General features: G+C 45.0%; 16 protein-coding genes. 3 read left to right on the top strand and 13 right to left on the bottom strand.

Features of this window, described 5'->3' with window-relative positions:
* Nucleotides 1-55: 55 nt before the first annotated feature.
* From N836_RS56785 to N836_RS56815, 7 genes are all read right to left on the bottom strand, one after another.
* The gene (locus N836_RS56785) at nucleotides 56-1678 is read right to left on the bottom strand and encodes a DUF3352 domain-containing protein (RefSeq protein ID WP_023073764.1); all 1623 of its coding nucleotides are present in this window, start codon (nucleotides 1676-1678) and stop codon (nucleotides 56-58) included.
* 145 nt (nucleotides 1679-1823) lie between these two features.
* Nucleotides 1824-2429 (bottom strand): transcriptional repressor LexA, encoded by a 606-nt coding sequence (gene lexA / locus N836_RS56790; RefSeq protein ID WP_023073765.1) that lies wholly within the window; start codon nucleotides 2427-2429, stop codon nucleotides 1824-1826.
* 213 nt (nucleotides 2430-2642) lie between these two features.
* Nucleotides 2643-3764 carry an RNA polymerase sigma factor RpoD gene (gene rpoD / locus N836_RS56795; protein WP_023073766.1) on the bottom strand — a complete coding sequence of 374 codons (1122 nt, stop codon included), beginning with the start codon at nucleotides 3762-3764 and terminating at the stop codon, nucleotides 2643-2645.
* A 570-nt stretch (nucleotides 3765-4334) separates the two neighbouring features.
* A complete protein-coding gene (locus N836_RS56800; protein ID WP_023073767.1) occupies nucleotides 4335-4592 on the bottom strand; it encodes a hypothetical protein in 258 nt (85 codons plus the stop codon).
* A gap of 314 nt (nucleotides 4593-4906) precedes the next feature.
* Entirely contained in the window at nucleotides 4907-5236 is a 330-nt protein-coding gene (locus tag N836_RS56805; RefSeq protein WP_152532180.1) for a hypothetical protein, read from the bottom strand.
* A gap of 225 nt (nucleotides 5237-5461) precedes the next feature.
* On the bottom strand, nucleotides 5462-6184 hold the full coding sequence (thyX, locus tag N836_RS56810) for an FAD-dependent thymidylate synthase (protein ID WP_023073769.1): 723 nt from the start codon (nucleotides 6182-6184) through the stop codon (nucleotides 5462-5464).
* A gap of 233 nt (nucleotides 6185-6417) precedes the next feature.
* On the bottom strand, nucleotides 6418-7839 hold the full coding sequence (locus tag N836_RS56815) for a GTP-binding protein (RefSeq protein ID WP_031293158.1): 1422 nt from the start codon (nucleotides 7837-7839) through the stop codon (nucleotides 6418-6420).
* Between the two features lie 160 nt (nucleotides 7840-7999).
* Between N836_RS56815 and N836_RS56820 the strand changes: the two genes are divergently transcribed.
* The gene (locus N836_RS56820) at nucleotides 8000-8461 is read left to right on the top strand and encodes a T3SS (YopN, CesT) and YbjN peptide-binding chaperone 1 (RefSeq protein ID WP_023073771.1); all 462 of its coding nucleotides are present in this window, start codon (nucleotides 8000-8002) and stop codon (nucleotides 8459-8461) included.
* A gap of 202 nt (nucleotides 8462-8663) precedes the next feature.
* Here the strand turns inward: N836_RS56820 and N836_RS56825 are convergent, their stop codons facing one another.
* From N836_RS56825 to N836_RS73500, 3 genes are all read right to left on the bottom strand, one after another.
* A complete protein-coding gene (locus N836_RS56825; RefSeq protein ID WP_023073772.1) occupies nucleotides 8664-10043 on the bottom strand; it encodes a UDP-glucose dehydrogenase family protein in 1380 nt (459 codons plus the stop codon).
* Nucleotides 10044-10195: 152 nt separating this feature from the next.
* On the bottom strand, nucleotides 10196-11167 hold the full coding sequence (locus N836_RS56830) for a UDP-glucuronic acid decarboxylase family protein (RefSeq protein WP_023073773.1): 972 nt from the start codon (nucleotides 11165-11167) through the stop codon (nucleotides 10196-10198).
* 354 nt (nucleotides 11168-11521) lie between these two features.
* A complete protein-coding gene (locus tag N836_RS73500) occupies nucleotides 11522-11944 on the bottom strand; it encodes a tetratricopeptide tpr-1 repeat-containing protein (RefSeq protein WP_023073774.1) in 423 nt (140 codons plus the stop codon).
* Nucleotides 11945-12336: 392 nt separating this feature from the next.
* Between N836_RS73500 and N836_RS56835 the strand changes: the two genes are divergently transcribed.
* Nucleotides 12337-13203, top strand: a complete 867-nt coding sequence (locus tag N836_RS56835; protein ID WP_023073775.1) for a DUF4058 family protein — start codon at nucleotides 12337-12339, stop codon at nucleotides 13201-13203.
* Nucleotides 13200-14099 carry an alpha/beta fold hydrolase gene (locus N836_RS56840; protein WP_023073776.1) on the top strand — a complete coding sequence of 300 codons (900 nt, stop codon included), beginning with the start codon at nucleotides 13200-13202 and terminating at the stop codon, nucleotides 14097-14099. Before N836_RS56835 ends, N836_RS56840 begins: the two co-directional genes overlap by 4 nt.
* Before the next feature lie 36 nt (nucleotides 14100-14135).
* On the opposite strand, the gene N836_RS56845 is transcribed toward N836_RS56840, so the two are convergent.
* Genes N836_RS56845 through N836_RS56855 form a run of 3 tightly spaced genes read right to left on the bottom strand, consistent with a single transcriptional unit; the run spans nucleotide 14136 to nucleotide 20763 of the window.
* Complete coding sequence (locus N836_RS56845; RefSeq protein ID WP_023073777.1) at nucleotides 14136-14585, bottom strand: chemotaxis protein; 450 nt, start codon at nucleotides 14583-14585, stop codon at nucleotides 14136-14138.
* Nucleotides 14582-17842, bottom strand: a complete 3261-nt coding sequence (locus N836_RS56850) for a hybrid sensor histidine kinase/response regulator (protein WP_023073778.1) — start codon at nucleotides 17840-17842, stop codon at nucleotides 14582-14584. Before N836_RS56850 ends, N836_RS56845 begins: the two co-directional genes overlap by 4 nt.
* A gap of 47 nt (nucleotides 17843-17889) precedes the next feature.
* Nucleotides 17890-20763, bottom strand: a complete 2874-nt coding sequence (locus tag N836_RS56855) for a methyl-accepting chemotaxis protein (RefSeq protein ID WP_023073779.1) — start codon at nucleotides 20761-20763, stop codon at nucleotides 17890-17892.
* Nucleotides 20764-20765 lie beyond the last annotated feature (2 nt).

A 20765-nucleotide genomic window follows, 5' to 3' on the forward strand; every position in this document is an offset into this window, starting at 1 on the left:
ATCCCCACGTCCGTCAAACTGCTCACTGTTGGGTTTTATGTACAGTTTGGAACATTCAATCCTTCAAAAGAATTGAGACCGTTCCGGTCGATTGATTGACTGTCTGCTCGTAGCTAGTTATTGCGATCGCATCAATTGATTGACTCCAGGGCTGCAAAATAGGCTGTACCAAGGAAAACCAACGATTACTAGATAGAAGACGCCCAACCTCATCCAAAGTTCCGTACATATATCCATAGTTGGGAGTATCCATGGGCTGTACCGTGTACCGGAATCGTTGAGTCTCAAATAAGGGATCATTAGAAGCCTTTAGAGCTGCTGTCAAGCTGTCAATAGATGTGGCAAACACATCACAATCACGGGTTTTGGTGTGTAAGACCACCAAGTCCGTTTCCACTGTGGTTTCCCGATTTCGAGCGTCCAATCGTGTATTTAATCGACTCCAGGCGGTTACAGCTTGACCCATGATCGATAGTTGACTAACTGTCAGACCTTGCTCCATAGCGATGTCATCCAGTCGTTTTGACACCGTTGGGTTGGTATTCATAACAGTTATCAGCCAATTGCCATCTTGCCATTGACCAATCGCGTAATTGCTGGCTAAAAGCTGACTGAGTGGTTCTGAAAGTGATGTGGCTAATTGTGTTGAGAGCCATTGCTGCCCTTGTTGCAACGGCAGCGGTAATTGGTCATAGTGGGCAAGTTCTTCCCAGAAACTTGTCCACAGTGAGGGAAAGTCTTGTCCTATTGCTGCCCAAGCCAAAGAGTCAGGCAAATATTGATGCGATTCACCTAGGGTGTCTGATGAGTCAATATTTAATGATTTTGTCGGTGATAGAGGCAAATTACCTAAGGATGTTAGCTGGGTATTGATGACTAATCTTTGTGGATAAAATGTGGTGGTTGCATGTAGTTGCTGCCATTTTGGAGCTGACATCAAGCCAAAATTGGTCGGGGCTGCTAACCCCAGCCAATCAACAAAATCCGGAATCCGTAAACTTAGCCAGATAGGATGACAACAGTCCTGGGATGATAGCTGTAAACTTGGGGACTGAGCTACCCGCAGACTCTGCTGCAAAACTTTTACGTCATTAGCAATCAGCAAAGTATGATCACCTACAACTGCTGTCGCTAGCTGCTGTTGGCTTGTAGGCAGAAAACCCACAATAATTGGAACGCCGCTAACGGTAGTTAAGGTTGTTTTAGTGCCAGCAATTGCCTGGCGTTGCCAGAACAGTTCTAAAAACTCACGTAGCTGCTCGCCATCGGTTGTATCAGTCGCTAGAAGATACCCAGCTTGCCGTCCATTGCTTTGATCTCGATCTAGATCTTTGCTAGTGATAGCAAAGGCAATATTATTACCTAACCAAGGTTGAATGTCTTGATTAAAGTCGATGTCTAATGGGGTTAACCAGGCATCGATCGATTGGGGTAGGGCTTTAGAAAGATTGGATCTCACCCATGTTTTGTCGGTCGATGCTGCCGTGTTGATGACGCCTGCTAACACTGACTGTTTTGGCACAAACTCTAGCGGAATGTTTTCTGCAGACAGAGGTGATTGTCCTGGAGTGAGGGGCAGCTGTTTGCAACTACTTGTGCTAAAGCTAATGAATACTAGTGCGATCGCAATAATCACTAGCCGCCAGCGCTGCCATGATTCCCCTAACAAATTCACCATAGATAGCTTTACTACTCACTCCTGTGCGCCTCTAGTTTAGTAGAGCAAAGCCATCGAAATGAGGGCTACCAGCTTAATTTTCTAAGATTGAGATAGTTAGTATGTGCCACATCTCCATAGGTCAGCCGCAGGTGCCCTGATGCGCCTAAATTAAATCTTGGCTACGCCAGACTGCCAGGAGACGGCCTTGAATATCAACATCTTGAGCTGGATACACCATGGGCTCATAGTTAGGATTTGCTGGTCGTAGTACAACATCATCACCCTGACGGTACAAATACTTAAGCGTTGTAGCGCTTTCGACACGAGCAGCAACAATAGTGCCATCTTTGACAGTATTTGGATCTTCCACCGGACGCATAATCACAAAGTCGCCATTATCAATCAGGGCGTCGACCATGCTATCCCCCCGCACTCGCAAGGCATAGTCACGAGACTTAAGCGGCAGTGAGGATAAATCAAGACGTTCTTCAGCTACATCTGCAAAGGCTTCAACCATGGAACCTGCTGCAATGGTCCCTTTGATTGGAACTCCACTACCCTGCAAAATCCGAATTGTTCTGGCTTTGCCCTCATTCCAGTCAATATAGCCCTTCTTTCTGAGGTGATCGAGACGACTTTGAATGGGTGCCGGAGACTTTAACCCCATGGCCCGCATCATCTGCCGAATGGAGGGCGAATGCTGATGTTCACGAATATAATCAGCTAACCAGTTGTAAAGCTCCTCTTGAGCGTTGGTAAGAGGTTCCATAGGTTACTCACAGGACGAACCGTAAGGGAACAGACGTACCCCTACAAGAACAACAGTACCAACAAAACAGTCTTTTTGTCTACTTGGTTTTGCAATGCTGCCCCAGCAAATGACCATGACCAGATCATGGCCAAAAAAATTGGGATTGGAGATGTACCTCCAATCCCGAATCAACGATTTGAAAACCGTTAAAGCTAGCTATGGCAAATAGATCTAACGAATATACTCTTTGAGAACGCTATTGCGGTTAGGATGACGTAGCTTACGTAGGGCTTTTGCCTCAATTTGGCGAATTCGCTCACGAGTCACATTGAAGATCTGACCAATTTCCTCCAGGGTTTTCATGCGACCATCGTCCAAGCCATAGCGTAAACGCAATACATCCCGTTCACGAGGACTAAGGGTACTTAGAACACCCTCTAGGTCTTCGCGCAGTAAACTCTTTGAAACCTCGTCCTCAGGGGTTTCACCGTCAGATTCAATGAAATCGCCAAGACGTGAGTCTTCTTCTTTACCAATAGGCGTTTCGAGGGAAATAGGCAACTGAGCGGATTTTGCGATAAACCGCAGCTTCTCAATAGTCATTTCCATCCGAGTCGCAATTTCTTCTTCAGTTGGCTTGCGACCCAATTCTTGCGACAAGAGCTTAGTTGTTTTCTTGATACGAGAGATAGTTTCGTACAAATGAACAGGCAAGCGGATAGTCCGAGATTGATCAGCGATGGCCCGAGTAATTGCCTGACGAATCCACCAAGTGGCATAAGTTGAAAACTTATAACCCTTTTCATGGTCGAACTTCTCAGCAGCACGGATCAAACCCAGGCTACCTTCCTGAATGAGATCCTGAAAAGATAGACCACGATTCATGTACTTCTTAGCAATGGAAACAACCAGTCGTAGGTTGGATTGAACCATTTTGTCTTTGGCACGACGCCCCAAATGCAGCCGACGCCGGAAAGCAGGTAGTGGCATATCAACAGCCGCTGCCCAATCAGCATCATCTGGCTCATGGTCCATGCCATCAGACAGATCATCGCGAATCCGTTCAAGTTCTAATAAGTCAGCAATTTTACGAGCCAGTTCAATTTCTTCCTCTGCACGCAGCAGACGAATACGCCCAATTTCCTGGAGATAAAGCCGAATAGAGTCTTCGGTGTAGTGTTTTTTCTTCGACTGAGCTGATGAGTTACGACGTCGAGATACACCCTTAGCAGCTTTAGCACCCTGGATATCTTCCTCAGAACTTGAAAAAGTTTTCCCAGCTTCAGGATCGATTAGCGAATCCAGCTCATTTCTGGGCCTCAAGTCCTCAAGAACAGTATTTGCTTGGGTCATGCCGCTTTCCTCGTATTCCTTAGATGAAACAGATCAAGATATCGAGACAACAGATCACCAAACTTCAGTAAGCCCAAACATAAAACGCTTAACAGTTAACAACGTAATAACGTCAAAGCAGTTGCATGGGCCTCGTTGAGTTATCAATTGGTGAAATGCTTGCCTGGTGATGTAAACAGTGCGCACAGTGAGCAAGACCTTAGTTTACACCAGTAGACATTTACCAACAGGCTGAACGTAAATTCCGTAGTTAGCAAAGCTTTAATTCCACTACCAGTGTAAAATCATGGTCCAGCTGAGAAACTGTCCGTGTTTCTACAGTAGTAACACGCTTTTCAGTAAAACGCCCAGGGGAATTTGGGCTAGTTGTCATAAATCCATAGCTTTTGATGAACATTGCTTAGCCCAGTTCCTTTTATTTCAAGGCTTACGCGACTGTATCAATGTACACATTAATATTGCCTATCAAAAACTAAATAAAATATAAAAATTTTATTTTGAATCGAATGTTGATATTTCTACTAAAGCGGCTGTAATTAGGAACATTAGTTCTTACATGCTTGAAAATTATCAGAGCTGCATTTCTAATGACTTGTGTTTAAGATTAAGCCATAGGTGACAGTCCTTATCTTCATAGGTTACTAAGATGTCTGCCCCTTTTTGAGCTAGTTGATTAGCGTGTTGATAGAGCTCTTTACGTTGGCTGTAGTCTGAGGTCTGTATGCGTTGAAAGAGAGCATACTGATACTGCATCCCATCTTGCAAATCTTCCTCTAGCCAGAATTTAAAGTGTTTGATTTGCTGTGATTTAAATGATTTAGCTGTCATAGATATTAAGGAACTAGAACTGTTCCATATCTTTTTTGCCGTTGCTGATTTAGAGGAGGATAAATCGGTCTGAAAGTAGTTCAATTGGGCCAGACTGTACAGGTGAAATCATAGTTCGAATCGGCAAAGCCTCTTTATTTAATTGGATTTAATTGGCAAAACCCTATCAGTTCTAGCTGTACTAGATAAAATGCGCATCCTGACCTTTTGCTAGATGGCTAACCAACGACAAGGGATGAGATCCTAAGTGTAGTGCGACTGACGATCTTGCAGCACTCTAAGCAGTCTTTGCTCGATCTATAGTCGTGGGAGCTCTAAAGAATAGTTTTGGCAACAGCCGATTTAACTAGTAGGTGTAAGACCTCATTGCTAATAGGCTCAACTAAAAAGCCATCAATGCCTGGATGTTCTTCTTGAAGAGGCCAGCTGGGCTCATGGGATTCTGTCAGGGCAACGATAGTTGTACCCAAGGGTTTAACGGTTTCTCTTAGTCGATCTACAAAGGCAGGTGACCAGTTGTGATGGGTGCCTGAGAGGATAACTAGGTAAGGAATACTTTGTTCGATGCGAGCCACAGCTTGATCTGCAGAGTGGGCGACAAAAATAGAGCCTTCAACCTGATTCGAAAGCGATTGGACCATCATGTCTGCTCCACAGTTCTGACCCAGCAATAGTATGTAATTGTCAGAACTGTTCATATGCCGTTACCCAGCAAACCTATTTCAGCACCTTCAGTCTATGGGGTGCGGTTGAAAATCGAAGTTGAGTGCAAGGTATTGAAAGGGTTCTTAGGATGGATTATCAAAGTTGGGAACTACTATATCCAAGTTAATGAATTGCAAGATAAGCTAAATGGCTTAGATTACATCTCAGGGGGCAAGGCGTGCTTTCTTGAGGCGATTGCTTTCATACCAGTTTGCGATCGCAGGTACCCACGTCTGAAAATGGGGCCAAATCACCTCGCACAACTTTTGTGCTTCCAGTTGTGCATCTGCTTTCCAACGCAAATCTAGTAAATGCATTAGCGAACGAACATTGGCAGACATGACCCAGTGCTGGCGGACATCAAAGGGAATCAGTCCTCGGGCATGTTCTTCAGAAAAGCCTTGTTCAATACGAGTTTTATATCGCTCACAGGCTGCTAAGCACCAAGCAATATCTTGCTGACGAAGGTCCTCAGTATAGGTGTACTTTTTGCCTTGCCGATCGCTATAGTCTCCAACCGGTCGTAGATAAAATACTTCTTCAACAGTGCGTTTACCGGCTACAACATCCAAAATACGGGAACCTGTGTAGCGAAAAGACTGAACATCAAAGGAAATGCCCACCCGGTGGGTGCGTATCTGCTGCATTGTAGAGTGGGGTAACCAACCGCAATTTAGTACAATCTGCGGATGTTCCAAGGGGCCATAGTGTCCTCGTCCACCCCTGAGCAAGTTGCGAATTACCAGTTCGCCGCATTTTTCTTCAGATGGCCAGTCGTGCCGCTCATTCCACACAAATCCTTCCGCATAGTCTTGGTGCATGGCAGCATAAATGGTCTGCTGAGGATTTGGTGTTTGAGAAATAACTTCGACAGTAAACCGATGCATGGGCAATCGCTGAAAGGACTTGTTGTAAGGAAAACGTTAATGATTACACGAGCTCCTTGGAGACCATTTACTGGCAATTAACTTACCGATAAATAGTTAACCGGTATAGTCTATCGGTAGAGGAGCATCAGCTCAAGACAGTCTGTCAATACGTGTATTTTCCTGAAACTAAGTGACAAAAATCAGGTTTGAACCAGGTAAGTATTATCAAATACTTACACATTGAAACAAAACTATCCTCGTCTGAGTTTCTGCTGTAGTTCATGCTTAAGGCGAGCCATGATAGAAGCCTCGTCTAAGTTATCGATAATTTGAGCGATAGCTGCTTTGGGGCTCTGGTCTCCCCAGCTAGCTCCATTTACCAAGTAAGTCCTGGTAACCTGGCCGATGGCAATTGTGGCAAAACCGGCCACAGTTGCTTGGGTAAGGGCAACAGAAAAATAAGGTGCCAGGCTAAGACCTCCTGTTGCTAGGCCAGCAGCTCCCAAAATGCCCTTTAAAGAACTAAGTCCCAGGGTGATCAACAATTCGCTAACAGAAAGGCTGCCGGTTGCGATCGCAATTGTCTTTAAAAGCTTGAGTGACTCCTGCTGAGTCATAGGTAGTCCATATAGTCTGGATAGACTGACCACTAAGCCTAGGTCTACTGTGACTCCGCCAAAGACATCAGCTAGTAATACCGGATTAATTGCCACTGCGATCGCTTTAGTCAGCGCAGTTTGCCAGATTAGATCATCAGCACGCCGCTGACGAATTTCTAACTTGCGTGCGACGAGTTTGGCTTGCACATCATCTGTGTACAACAAGGTATTCAGCGCAATCAGCGCTTTCCCTTCCCGTGCTAGTACATCTAAGATTTTAAGTTTGAGCGCCTGAATATCCGGTGTCCCTCGGGTCCGTCGACGCTGCCGAGTGCCATCGGCCTTTTGTATAACGGTGCTGCTGAGCGGTGCAGCCGCTGCCAACACAATATCCTCTGACAAAATGCTCAGGGGAGCCACTCGCTGTTGAATTTTTTCTATTAGTAATGCTTGTTCATCTGGAGAATACTGATCAGCTTTGTTGAGGACGAGCAAAATAGGTTTACCTACCTGGCGTAACCAGCTCAGAGCGTCATATTCTACCTGAGTTAAATCAGCTGCAATGACAAATAAGATTAAATCGCTTTGCTGGGCTACGCGTTCTGCCAGGAGCTGACTTTGTTCGCCACCAACTTCATCAATGCCGGGGGTATCAATTAGCTCAACTTGAGCCCTGGTTTTGCCAGTGGCATCAGCCAGGGCGACCCGTTGAATTGAGCTGTTGTCAGGAACTTGCCAGCCGACACTGGCGATATCCTGGGTGACGCCATGAAGGGGACCTGTGATAAAAATTGGTTGACCAACTAAAGCGTTTAGTAACGATGACTTACCCCGACCCACCATCCCAAAGACAGCCAGGTGTAACGTTCCCTGCTCTAGCTTCTGTTGCAGACCAAGTAAGTTGTCAATTTCAGGCTGTAACCCCTCGCGTTCTCGAGGGGTTAAGTCCAGGTGTTCAATGACCTGTTTCAAACTAGCTTGAGCCTGCCCGTAATAAAGCTCGGCCGCAATCTGGTCAAACTCTGCCAGGTTATCGGAGGATAGCTCTGATGGTAAATCAGACAAATTAGTCAACGTACGGTTCTTTACCTAATATTGCAGGCTCTATCAGTTTAGTCTGGGCTGGGCTGCAGCGACATTATCGAGAAACTTTTACGCAGGAAAACATAGGTGAGAGAATGTTGTCTGGATGATGCTCAACATCTCCCCAAGTTGTGAATCTTGCTGCTACTCCATGGATTTTCAAAGTTCAGCTCAGAAAACTTGCTACGATCGTATTGCTCCCTGGATGGATGAGCTATTTGGGGAGGCGACAGTAGCCTTTGAAGATGAGCCCCTCTTTATTATTACGATTGGGTCTGCAGTAGCGTCTACTCGTGTAGTGCCTTGGGGAGAAAATGAGGCGTTGATTACGACTCGTTCCTATGTGGTCACGGATGTGGATGCGACCTCAGAGCTGACTTACTACTTATTGCGGGCAAATGACAATATTTTGTTTGGTCGTTTTGCCCTAGATAGTGAAGACGATATTGTCTTTGAGCACAGTCTGGTAGGCTCCACATGCGATCGCATCGAACTGAAGCATTCCGTCACTACGGTCGTCCGTCTTGCCGACGACTATGATGATGAGATCGTTGCTCGCTGGGGAGGAAAACGGGCTCTCGATCGTTGGGCTTCACCCGATTCTAGGGGCTGAACTACAGGGGGGTGATTTCTTAGCATCGCATATGAAGGGTTCATCAGGGCAATTTTTATCAGGACAATTTAGAGTCCTAAAGCTTTTCTACTTCAAGCATTTCCCTCGACAAACAAAAAAAGGGGCGTTGAACCAACGTCCCTTTTTTCAATTTCTCAGCTACGCAAAAAAAAATGACGGCGAAGTTGTGCCGCGCCGTTTTCTAATGACCTACCCCAATATAAGTAAAGCCACTGTCTTCCAATGCCTTGCGGTCTAGGAAGTTGCGGCCATCAATCAAGTTGGGGGTGTTCATGAGTCCAGCCATCTTACCGTAGTCTAAATCCTTAAACTGTTTCCAGTCGGTTACTAATACCAACGCATCGCAACCATCGGCCAGACGCTCAACATCAGTTTCTACAATCACACCGGTCATGCCATTACGCATGCCGCTTTGGGACACGATTGGGTCATAGGCCTTAACCTTTGCACCGAGACGATTCAAGTGCTCAATTAAGATCAAAGATGGTGCATCGCGCATGTCGTCTGTGTCGGGCTTGAAGGTGAGACCCAGCAGGCCAATAGTTTTACCTTTGAGGATTTTTAGTGCCTGCTGCAGCTTCTCAAGGGAAAGCAGTCGCTGCCGTGTATTGACGTCAATGGTTGCTCTGAGGAGCTGAGCTTCGTAGCCGTAGTCATCAGCGGTATGCAAGAGCGCCGATACGTCCTTGGGAAAACAAGAACCGCCCCAGCCAATGCCTGCTTGCAGAAACTTGTTACCAATGCGGGAATCAAGGCCAATACCCTGGGCAACTTGGACGACATCAGCACCGACACGATCGCAAATATTTGCCACCTCATTGATAAAGCTAATCTTCGTTGCCAAAAAGGCATTAGAGGCATACTTAACCATTTCGGCTGAGCTGAGGTCAGTAACCAAAATGGGTACTTGAGGGGCCGCTTGATCTTCAGCAAACTTACGTTCAACGATGGGCTCATAGAGCTCTTTCATCATGGCAATAGCCTTAGGATTGCTACCACCTAAAACAATCCGATCAGGGTTAAAGGTGTCATAAACCGCTGACCCCTCACGGAGAAACTCAGGATTGCTAACGACATCAAACATGGGAGCTTCAGGTTTGCTTGCTGGTGCGCCTGCGCCTACGGGGACTTGCTGGCGTTCAGCAATGCCATCCATGACAATCATGCGTACCCAGTCACCCGAACCAATGGGCACTGTAGACTTGTTGACAATTACCTTGTAACCGCCGTCTAGGTGTTCACCAATACCCCGAGCAACCGCCTCGACATAGCGAGTGTCGCTTTCCCCTGTTGGTAAAGGAGGGGTGCCCACTGCGATAAACAAAATATCACCATGGGATACACCTGCTGCTAGGTCAGTTGTAAATGTAAGACGCTTAGCTTCCATGGAGGATTGCATCAGTTCAGACAGCCCTGGTTCAAAAATAGGGGACTGCCCTGACTGCATCAGCTTGACTTTTTCCTCGTTGTTATCAACGCAAATAACATCGTGACCAATATGAGATAGGCATACGCCCGTTACTAAGCCAACATAGCCTGTACCAATAACGCAAACACGCATATAAATACTCCTTACTTAAAAGATAAATCCGGTGAAACTAGTCCCAGGAAATTACTATGTTTCCTAAGTTCAAGGGGTTCTCGGCACTGCTGTGCCGAGAACCAACGTCAGAATTCAGAGAAGCGTTTCAACTGCGACCTCAGCACAATCCATTAAGAAGATGATTTTGCTACTGTTGGTACCGCCAGTTTACCCGCTGCTTCAAGACGAGCTTTAAAGTCAGCGATAGTTAACTCCAGTCCTTCTTTGAGGGGGACTGTCGGTTCCCAATCCAGCATAGCTTTAGCCTTGGTAATGTCAGGCTGACGACGGCGTGGATCATCTTGAGGTAAAGGTTCAAACTTCAGCTCAGCATCGGGGTTAATCATCTTCTGAACGGATTGAGCCAGCTCTAGGATGGTGTATTCACCTGGGTTACCCAGGTTCATAGGTCCGATATAGTCACTATTCATCAAGCGGATAAAGCCTTCCACTAAATCAGAAACGTAGCAGAAACTCCGGGTTTGAGACCCATCACCATAAACAGTCAGGGGAACACCCTGTAATGCTTGCACAATAAAGTTGCTGACCACACGACCATCGTTTTCTAGCATGCGAGGCCCGTAGGTATTAAAAATGCGGACGACGCGGATATCGACGTCATTTTGGCGATGGTAATCAAAGGCGAGGGTTTCAGCAACTCGCTTACCTTCGTCGTAACAGCTGCGAATACCAATAGTGTTAACACTACCCCGGTATTCTTCAGGCTGAGGATGAACTTCAGGATCACCGTAAACTTCAGACGTAGATGCCAGGAAAAAACGAGCCTTGACGCGCTTGGCCAGTCCCAACATATTGAGTGTGCCCATCACATTAGTTTTGATGGTTTTTACCGGGTTGTACTGATAGTGAACCGGTGAAGCAGGACAGGCTAAATGATAAATCTGATCGACTTCTAAACGAATTGGCTCTGTGACATCGTGACGAATTAGCTCAAAACGAGGGTGATTCAACCACTGCACAACATTTTGCTTACGGCCTGTATAGAAATTATCCAGGCAGATAACCTCATGATCATCTGCCATTAAACGATCAATCAGATGAGAACCAATGAAACCGGCTCCACCGGTAACTAAAATTCGCATAATACTTTTGAACTAGTAAAGCACTAATATGTAGTCTGCATTTGTTGCTAAGGCTAGAACGTGGTTCATAGCGTTAGATAGGTAGACGTAGTTTTGCGAGCATGTTCGCAAATTATAAAGACCAATCCTTTAATCAGTGCTTTGATATTATCGCTAGCCGTCTTAAAGGTGCTGTGACCATAAAACACCCGTAGTATTTCTGCAATTTAACAAAGTTTGCTAATTAAACAATCGCCTCAAATCAGCGTTCACTACAACTTCAAATCCTTTTTACAGGAATACCCAAAATTTGACTGTAAGTTACCAAGTGCTTGAATTTGCAAGCACATCGGCTGAGCACAAGGCTTGATTTGTCTAGAGTTTGGCTAAGACATCTAGGTCAGTTTTAACCCAGTCGATCCCTGAGCGGCTACCCTGACGCGTATAAATATCGCTAGCTGCGACGAAATCAGCTGCGGCATCTTGTTTTTTGGCTAAATTTGCTTGGGCACGGGCACGGTTGTGAAAGGCTTCAGCCAGTGTGGGTTCATGGTCAATGACTTTTGTGAAGCATTCAATAGCTCGGCTGTAGGCTTTTTCTCGGTAGGCCCATATCCCTTGGTTAAATTGATGACGTGCTGCGCCACCGATAGGGGTAGATAAGTCGGTAATTGGTGTTGTAAAGGGAATATTTTGGCCTAAAGGTCGGAGAATAGAAACTGCGATCGCACCACCACCAATGCCCAAAATTCCTATCATTACAGCGATTACCACCCAGCCATTATTTGAAATTTCCATAATTCCTTATAAAGCTAACTAAAGCCTGACTTTTCCAGTAATATCTGCTGATGCTTGCTAAAATCCTGTTTTGTCGATGGGATCTATGAAAAGGGTTTATGAAGTCCTACAGGTCGCATAAATGTTTAACCGTCTACGGCGATTCCGCTCCACTATATTGCCAGTAGCTTTATCGAATCTTCATTTTTAATGTTGGTCAAGTATTTGCAGGTGTGTACGCAGAGCCTTACGCTAAAATGCTCGTAAATTTGAACAATTTGTGGATACTGCGATCGCTACTTGCTAAAATTTCATGAGGTTCGTTCCAGGCAGTTTGGTTAGCAACAGGGCCAGCAGCCTAGTTTAGAGAATTCGTCATTACGCTCAGCTATCGACTATTTAGAGGATAGTTAATGCCTGATATGTTTCCCGGCATGAACCCTTATTTAGAACATCCCGACCTTTGGCCTGAAATTCATCCGCCACTTATTAGCGCGTTGGCCAGGCTGCTGCAAGAGGATGTGTCTGAACGATACAGTGTCCTTGTACGTCAACGCGTCTATCGTGTTAGCGGTGAAGACAGCCTTGTTGTGGGGCAACTGGCCCATGAGCAGCCCAATCATATTGCAAAAGCAAACGGTTCAAAAGCAAACGGTTCATCCGATTCCTCCTCACAACCAATTCCAACCTATATTGCTGTTCCTCAAACTATCAAGGAAGACTACATCGAGATTGTTGACTGTCAAATTGGTAGGACAGTCACCATTATCGAAGTCCTGACGCCTCAAAAAAAACGTCCTGGACGTGGTCGTGAAAGTTATGAACAACGCTGTGAAGCTATTTTTGGGAGTGATACCCACTTTGTTGAAATAGATTTATTGAGGGGCTGGGAACCAATATCTGCCTATGCTCCTGGTAATGTTGATTATCGCGTGTTGGTTAGCCGTAGTGATCAGCGTCCTAAGGCAGATCTGTATGCATGGCAAGTCAATGCTCCAATTCCACCCTTGATGCTCCCCTTAAACTGTTCTCAAGAGGATGCAGATGCCCAAGCCTATTGCACTGTTGATCTCAAACGTGCCCTTGATGAGGTCTGTATTGAGTCTGCCTGCAGTTCCTTAATCGATTATGACCGCGCCCCGATTCCGCCCCTGCCACCTGAGGCGAATCAATGGTTGACAACTTTATTGGAGCAATCAGGACTGCGACAATCGAGCCAAAGCACAAACCTATATGATGAAGAAAAACTCAAACAACGTAGTGCATATCTGCAGGCATGATTGGCCAGACCATTATTAATAAACCCGTTAATTTAGCTGATTTGACCTGGAATTGGCGAGGCTATGATATTCATTACACTGTTGAGGGATATGGTACCCCTCTATTGCTGATCCATGGTTTCGGAGCATCTATCGGACATTGGCGTAACAATATTCCTGTTTTAGCAGCGGCAGGCTATCGGGTCTATGCGCTGGATCTATTAGGATTTGGGCGGTCTGAAAAGCCAGCCCTGGATTACTCACTGGATCTTTGGGAAGGTTTGCTACGAGACTTCTGGCAACATCATATTCGGGTGCCGACAGTCTTTATTGGTAACTCCATTGGCGGTTTGCTGGCTCTGATGACTTTAGCCAACTCTCCTGACATGGCGCGAGGTGGAGTTTTGCTGAACTGTGCTGGCAGTCTTAATCATCGCCCCGAAGACTTACCTCGGCTCCTCAGTGTTGTGATGGGAGTGTTTGGCAAAATAGTGAGCATGCCAATTATGGGACCGCTGATTTTTAATCAAGTACGTCAGCGATTCCGTATTCGCGGTGCTCTAAAGCAAGTTTACGGCAATCGTGATGCGATTACCCCTGAATTAGTAGAGATGCTTTATCGTCCTTCCTGTGATGTCGGGGCTCAAAAAGTTTTTGCTTCGATTTTGACTGCACCGCCGGGACCGCGCCCTAGCCAGTTACTGCCTAACATTCAGCATCCGCTATTGGTGCTGTGGGGTGAAACTGACCCTTGGACACCGATTCAGGGAGCTAAGCTTTATCAAACTATGGCTGACGACTCCAATCAATCCGTCACTTTTCACTCTATTCCAGACACGGGTCACTGCCCCCATGATGAGCGTCCGGAGGTGGTAAATGAACTAGTACTTGAATGGTTGAGTGCTCACAACATCTGAGTGTTGTGTTCTCTATCCTTGATTGGCTGATGGCTCCTAGATTAAAGAATTTTCGTCTATCACAAATATTGTGAGATGCTTATCTTTATGCGGGATAACAGCTACATGGCTGGCGATGTTCAGGGTGTCAGATTGACGATAGGGGTCTGGTAAGGCTCTAATCTGTTTGTGCTGAATGTCCATCAGGTTAGGGGACGTTATGACTGGGATGGCTAATAGATCACCTGTTTGAGGTTTTATCAGCACAAAATATCCTGGCTCATCCGCTAGGGGGGTATTGAAAAGCTTGCGATGTAAGTCAATGACGACAGCAGTGTGCTCGCCTATATGGGTTAATCCTGTGTAGCCTAGTCCGCTGCTGTGGATTTGGGAACGGTTGACAATTTTGTAAACTGTCTCAATCCGACAAGCAAGGGTTAGCTGACCTAGACTCATGACAATGAGCTTCAAGGTATTTAGGGAGTTGACAGGTGCTCTAATATTCATGGGTGTTGTTGGAGTAGATTTGCGATCGCGCTGACAAATTCTTTTTCGATGTAGGGTTTAGTAAAGTAGTCAGTGGCCCCTAAATGTTTAGCTAACGTTCGGTGCTTTTGATTGCCACGGGATGTGAGCATCACAGTCGGAATCTGAGACCATACCGAATTAGCCCGACGCTGACTCAAAAATTCAAATCCATTTAAACGAGGCATTTCCACATCACAGATAATCAACTCTGGGATTGCTCCTCGCTGTAGCTGATCTAATGCATCACGACCATCTTTCGCCTGCAGTACTTGATAGCCTGCTTTGTGTAAAGTTAAAGCTAGGGTCCGTCGTAGTGCTGATGAATCATCAACAATCATCAGCGTTTGAGCGTGTCGGTGCGGCTGAGGTTGGCTGGGCTTCAATGGTCCAGCATCAAAATGCACCAGCGCAGCTCCATCAATAACCGGTACTAAGCTGCCATCTGCTAATACCGTGCAGCCGTTGATATAAGGCGGTGCTGCAATGGCTTTACCCATAGGCTTAATAACTAATTCTTGCTCTGTCACAATTTGTTCTAAACTCAGCGCGAACATTTCTTGTCCTTGCTGAATAATGAGCATTGTTTTCTGCTGATTTTTAATGGCTCGATTTGCTTGTAGTTCCTGGGGCAGATGTTCTGGAGCCTGGTATTGATAGCTTAAAAGTTTATCTAATTCATAAACTGGGATCAGTTGCGATCGCCAATGGAGAAATCGTTTTCCTCCAGATTGTTTAAGTTGGTGATTAGCAGGTCTTAGAATTTCCTCAATACTGTCAGAGGCAAGTGCGATAGCCGTAGTACCAACACTACCAACCACTAATTTCGTGAGTGTGAGAGTAAGCGGTATTTTAAGAGAAAATAAGGTGCCTTGTCCTTGATTCGTTGTTAGCGATAGCTTGCCGTTAAATGTTTGTAAACTCGCTTTAACAACATCAAGCCCTACGCCACGACCTGAGAGTTCGCTAACTGTTTCTACTGTTGAGAAACCTGGCTCAAATATCAACTGCTGAAGACGCTGTTTGGGCATAGTTTCTATTTGTTCTGACGAAAGCAATTGCCTCTCAATAGCTCGCTGAACAATCTTATTGATATCTATACCTTGACCATCATCTTCAATGTCAATGACAGTATGGTTGCCCTGGTGATAGGCTCGAATTTCAATAGTACCTTGATCAGATTTGCCTAAAGACCGTCGGATCTCAGGCAGCTCAATACCATGATCAAATGCATTGCGTAACAGATGTAGGAGAGGATCATAGAGCTTTTCGAGCATAACTCGATCAACTAAAACACCTGTGCCAGTCAACTTGAGTTGAACAGGCTTTTGATAGGTATTTGAAAGTTCCCGTATGATTCGAGGAAAACGTTTTAATACTCGATCTAAAGGAACCATGCGTGACCACATCAGTTCATCACGAAGCTGGGTAAGCGTACGACGCTGACGCTCAAGTAATTGGTTTGATTGCCCTGCAAATAAAGCAACATCATCAATGGACTCTGCTAATTGAAAAACCTCTTCTAGTACCCCCTCTAACAATAAATTTATTTCGCCATAGCTATCCATTTCCAGGGAGTCAAATGTAGTATGAGTAGAACCTGTCGTACTTTTAGATAGCTGCTGGTTGGGAGAGATCAAAATTTGATCAGAAATGTTTTGTAGCTGTTTGACAATGGCACGAAATGAGGAGAACCGTTGTCCCAGACGACGAACTGTACGCTGAAATTGGTGATTATGTAGTGAGAGGCTGTTACGGTTAATGGCTAGCTCTCCTACCAGGTTGTCCATATGCTCTAGACGCGCTAGTCCAACTTTGGCAGATAGTGTAGATTGTGTCTTCGATTTAGTTTGTAGATTCCTATTCTTTTTGTGCTGTTTCTGATCAGGAACCGGTTTTTTCTCTTCAATTAGTTCTGGTAGTGAGTCGTATACGTTCTCGATGAGACGTATCGCCGATTCAGTGCGATCTAAAATCTCTTGATCGAAAGATAAAACTTGTTCTGTATCTTGAGCGTTAGTGTAATCAGGATGATTGCTTGATAGTGCTGCATTGGGAGAGGTTGAATTTGCCTCAAGCTCTATTCTGACCTCTGGTAAACCATCTGCGATGACAGTTTTAAAATCTGTTTCTTCAACCTCTGATTCTGTCACTGCTGATGTTGGATTACCCCAAACATCTGCTAAAGCTTCGATATCCGACTGTGTTAGGTCTGAACTAAGACCGTTTTCTAATTTTTCTGCTGAAGGCAATTCGGTTGCCTCTATCGACCAAATATCCTCTAGTGTAGAGATCTGCTCAGTCGTACTATCTGATGATGCAAGAGCAAAATCCTCTGTTTCAGAGTAGGTTGCTTGTTCCAGCATATCGAGACTGAGATCAGACAAATCAAAGTCATCTAGTTGTCCGTAAATCTCGCTAGTGTCCGACTCGGCCAACAACCCAATTGCTTCCTTGTTTGCCAATGCTAATAAAGCTTCTGAAGGACCATCGAGTATATTTTTGTTGCCAGTCAGGACAGATGTACGAACGCGGTCTGTGTCACAGAGCACTTGTTCAATCACAGGTAATGGCTGACTAGCATGCCTACTTGCTGCAGTCTGTGCTGTGGTTATAATTGCTATAAATTCCGGGATGTCTACAAGTTCAGCAAAGCCGGTTAATATTTCAATTTGAGATTGTAGCTCTTGGCCACAGTTATAGTTTTGAGGATTGGCTAATATGTCCTTTAGATTTGCGATCACTTCAGCCACATCCACTTCAAAAATTGAGGCTACAATGTCTATCCCCAGATCCGCAGCACTCGGAATAAAACTGTCGGTAGTATTCAAGGCTGGGCCAAGTCGGCTTTCTAACTTGTTAAAAATGTTCTCGCATGCGACTAAAGTTTGTTGCTCATTAAACGTACCTGTGTCAATTTGAGATTGAAGTGGATGTCGTAGGCAATCATAGGCACGAAGCAGCAGCGTCTCTAGGTCTGAATCAACCACCACAGTGTCGCTGTACAATGCCTTGAAAGAATCTTCCAATCGATGGGCAATTGTCTTAATTGTGTTTAGTTCTACACTGGCTGCTCCACCTTTGATAGAGTGGGCTGCTCGCATAATTTCATGCACTTTTTGTACGCTAACATCTGGGCGTAGATTGAGCAGTCCAGTTTCAATGATGTCTAGCAGTTCAGACGCTTCTTCAATAAAAAAATGATAGGCCTGATCGCGAATATCGGGATCGATGGTCATAACCTGCAGTTCATTGAGGGTAAGAATTCAAGCATTGTGGTTTTGACTTAACTCACCTTAAATTGACTCACACTTTCCTGGAGAGCCTGGGAGATTTCTAAGAGTTCTTTAAAGGATGTAGAGACCTTATTAGCATTGGATGATGTTTTCTGGGCAATATTGGCTACACCCTTCATCACTTTAGTAACACTTTCGGAATTCTCAGACTGGGAAAGAGTGGCCTGGTTGATCGAGTTGACTAGGATTTTCATATCGGTGGTCACTTGGGCAATACTATTTAAGCTTTCCCGAGTCTCGTCTACTAGCTGGGTGCCTACAACTACCTGTTCAGTTCCCATTTCCATTGCTTTCACTACATCATTGGTTTCTGCTTGAATTTCAGCGACTAGATTCTCAATTTCTGTGGTTGCTTCTGCTGATTGTTGTGCCAGTGACCGAACTTCATCTGCTACTACGGCAAATCCTCTTCCTTCTTCCCCAGCACGAGCTGCCTCAATTGATGCGTTTAAAGCCAACAGGTTAGTTTGAGCTGCAAATTCATTAATGAGGTTTACTACACCGGAGATTTTTTGGGATGATTCACCTAAACGCTTAACTTTTTTAGCTGTGGCGGCCACTGTTTCCCGAATTGCGAGAATACCTTCCACCGTACGGTTCATAGCTTCATCACTGGATGTTACTGTTGCTGTTGTCTGTTTTACAATAGCTTTGGCTTGATCGGTGTTTGCAGCTACTTCTCGAATAGAAGTAACCATTTGAGCTAGTTGATCAAGTGCAGCAGCAATTTCTTGTGTTTGTTGTTGTGCTGCTTGGGATAGATCTAAAACAGAGGATTCATTTTGGTTGGCAGTAGTTGTTACCTGTTGTGAAGCTTGCTGAACCTGGCCGACAATTTTTTTCAGACTGGCGATAGTAGCATTATACGAGTCTGCGATTGTGCCAATTTCATCAGCTGTGACCTGGGCTCTGACAGTTAAGTCACCCTGGCTTACTGGATCGACTTCTAGCATGAGTTCTAAAGCACGTTTCTGCAGATTTTCTTTAAGAGCTTTCTGTTCAGATGCTAGAGAAGAGAACTGCTGCACCGTCATTAAAACACCCAGTTGATGACCTAGTTGAGTGCAAAAGCCGATTTCTGCGGCTGCCCAAATGTGCAAACTTTTAACATGATGAATGGTAAGCAAACCAAACAGGCGGCCTTGGCCCATGATCGGTACTACTAAAGCAGACTTTACCTGGAGAGTTTGCCATCGATTTCGTAAACTATCCACTAAATCAGCAGTGGCTATATCATCGGCAATTAATAATTGACCATTGGTATAGTTCTCAATTTCTGTTTGAGAAATAAGTAAGGTTGGCACCGCTTCATCCAAAACGCTGGTTTGGTTGATAGTGATTGATTCATTCTGCCCTATTACTTGAGCGCCTTCTATGCGATATAAGACAACACGGTCAGCTTGTAGAAATGTGCGGACTTGCTCAACAAAGAGATTTAGCTGCGCTTGATTATGCTCACTGCCTGGGTCGCCATTCATTGAAGTTGCGGCCGCTAGTAGCTTAGATTGTTGAGCTGTAGTCTGTTGCTCATTGTTAAACTGTTTGAGCTGTTCAGCCATTTGATTGATGTTGTTGCCGAGTTGGGCAATTTCGTCTTGGCCGGTAACTTCTAGACGTGTGTGTAGATCTCCTTGACCAATCTGAGTCACAATATTCGCGGCCTGCAAAATTGGCTGCGTAAAGCGACGAGTTGCCCAAATTGCTAAACCTGTGGCTATACCTGCAGCCGCCAACGTACCTAGTGCGATCGCAAAAAACAATCGTCGCTGAGTTGTCGCTACCAACGCCAAGTCGACTGATTTTACTACACTCCAGTTCAAATCAGGTAATCCATCGACATGTATGAAAGGTGTAAATGCTGCAATTTCGTAGTTGTCTGTCAGTGTATTTTTTGTTTTAACAGTTTGACTACTATCCCCTTGGACAATACCAGAAATATCCGGAAAAATATCTGCCAGGGTTAAAACCTGAATGTCTACAGATTCAGATATATCGACGGGTTGACCTGCAGAATTTATAGGGATAGTGTATGCGGATTCGGTAGAGAGAAATATAGTCCCTGACTCATTAGCCAGATAAAACTCGTTCTCGATGTCTCCAAAGTTATCGAGAGTGGCTTTCAACGCCTCTACAGGAATACGTGCACGGACATATCCTACTGGTTGGCCAGTCATTTTATCTTTGACTACAGAAGCTGAGTAAATACTAAATTCTCCTGAGGTTTTAGAAATTGATGGTTGACTTAAAATAGCACCATTGGCTACCTTCGCAGCCTGAATATATGAACGTTGGAGGTGATTAGAAAGCTTTTGACCTTGAGATGTCTGTGCTACCGGATTACCTTGAAGATCAAAAAACGCAATACTACTGTAAACGCCATTATAGGCTTGCATCATTTGATCTAAAAGCTCAGACTTTTGTTGAGCTGTTACTGTATTCCGCAGTTTAGGATCAATAAAGAGCTCTAAGTTTGCTAAAAAATTGATATCTGAATAGCGATCTTGCATAAAACGTTCTACAGCTGACTGTAGATCATTTGCACGTATTCGTTCTAATTCTGCTAACTTTTCTAAGGTTCCTTGGTTGGCAACATTATAGGCAATTGCGCCTACACCAACGACTGGCAATGTTCCTAACAACATTGCTAAGACTGATGCTTTTGCCCTTAAGCCTATTCGCTGCCACCAAGTCTTGAGTGTACCTTGGCGAACGCTTGATTGATGTTGCCAAGGTAATTGTACTGCAGCCTCTGAGAGGGAGTTGGGAGCTAAACTAGCAGATAATTCATCAGATTGAAATGCAACAGCTTCTTGGCTAGGAACATTACCATTACTGTCGGGATGTTGGGATGTGCTTAACGTCATGG

Origin of the sequence: Leptolyngbya sp. Heron Island J (genome assembly GCF_000482245.1) — a bacterium.
Taxonomy (GTDB): domain Bacteria; phylum Cyanobacteriota; class Cyanobacteriia; order Phormidesmidales; family Phormidesmidaceae; genus Leptothoe.

Bases quoted from the DNA above. Each gene is read 5' to 3' on its own strand.
- N836_RS56785 (WP_023073764.1), bottom strand. From the start codon at position 1,678: ATGGTGAATTTGTTAGGGGAATCATGGCAGCGCTGGCGGCTAGTGATT.
- lexA (WP_023073765.1), bottom strand. From the start codon at position 2,429: ATGGAACCTCTTACCAACGCTCAAGAGGAGCTTTACAACTGGTTAGCT.
- rpoD (WP_023073766.1), bottom strand. From the start codon at position 3,764: ATGACCCAAGCAAATACTGTTCTTGAGGACTTGAGGCCCAGAAATGAG.
- N836_RS56800 (WP_023073767.1), bottom strand. From the start codon at position 4,592: ATGACAGCTAAATCATTTAAATCACAGCAAATCAAACACTTTAAATTC.
- N836_RS56805 (WP_152532180.1), bottom strand. From the start codon at position 5,236: ATGATGGTCCAATCGCTTTCGAATCAGGTTGAAGGCTCTATTTTTGTC.
- thyX (WP_023073769.1), bottom strand. From the start codon at position 6,184: ATGCATCGGTTTACTGTCGAAGTTATTTCTCAAACACCAAATCCTCAG.
- N836_RS56820 (WP_023073771.1), top strand. From the start codon at position 8,000: ATGGATTTTCAAAGTTCAGCTCAGAAAACTTGCTACGATCGTATTGCT.
- N836_RS56825 (WP_023073772.1), bottom strand. From the start codon at position 10,043: ATGCGTGTTTGCGTTATTGGTACAGGCTATGTTGGCTTAGTAACGGGC.
- N836_RS56830 (WP_023073773.1), bottom strand. From the start codon at position 11,167: ATGCGAATTTTAGTTACCGGTGGAGCCGGTTTCATTGGTTCTCATCTG.
- N836_RS73500 (WP_023073774.1), bottom strand. From the start codon at position 11,944: ATGGAAATTTCAAATAATGGCTGGGTGGTAATCGCTGTAATGATAGGA.
- N836_RS56835 (WP_023073775.1), top strand. From the start codon at position 12,337: ATGCCTGATATGTTTCCCGGCATGAACCCTTATTTAGAACATCCCGAC.
- N836_RS56840 (WP_023073776.1), top strand. From the start codon at position 13,200: ATGATTGGCCAGACCATTATTAATAAACCCGTTAATTTAGCTGATTTG.
- N836_RS56845 (WP_023073777.1), bottom strand. From the start codon at position 14,585: ATGAATATTAGAGCACCTGTCAACTCCCTAAATACCTTGAAGCTCATT.
- N836_RS56850 (WP_023073778.1), bottom strand. From the start codon at position 17,842: ATGACCATCGATCCCGATATTCGCGATCAGGCCTATCATTTTTTTATT.
- N836_RS56855 (WP_023073779.1), bottom strand. From the start codon at position 20,763: ATGACGTTAAGCACATCCCAACATCCCGACAGTAATGGTAATGTTCCT.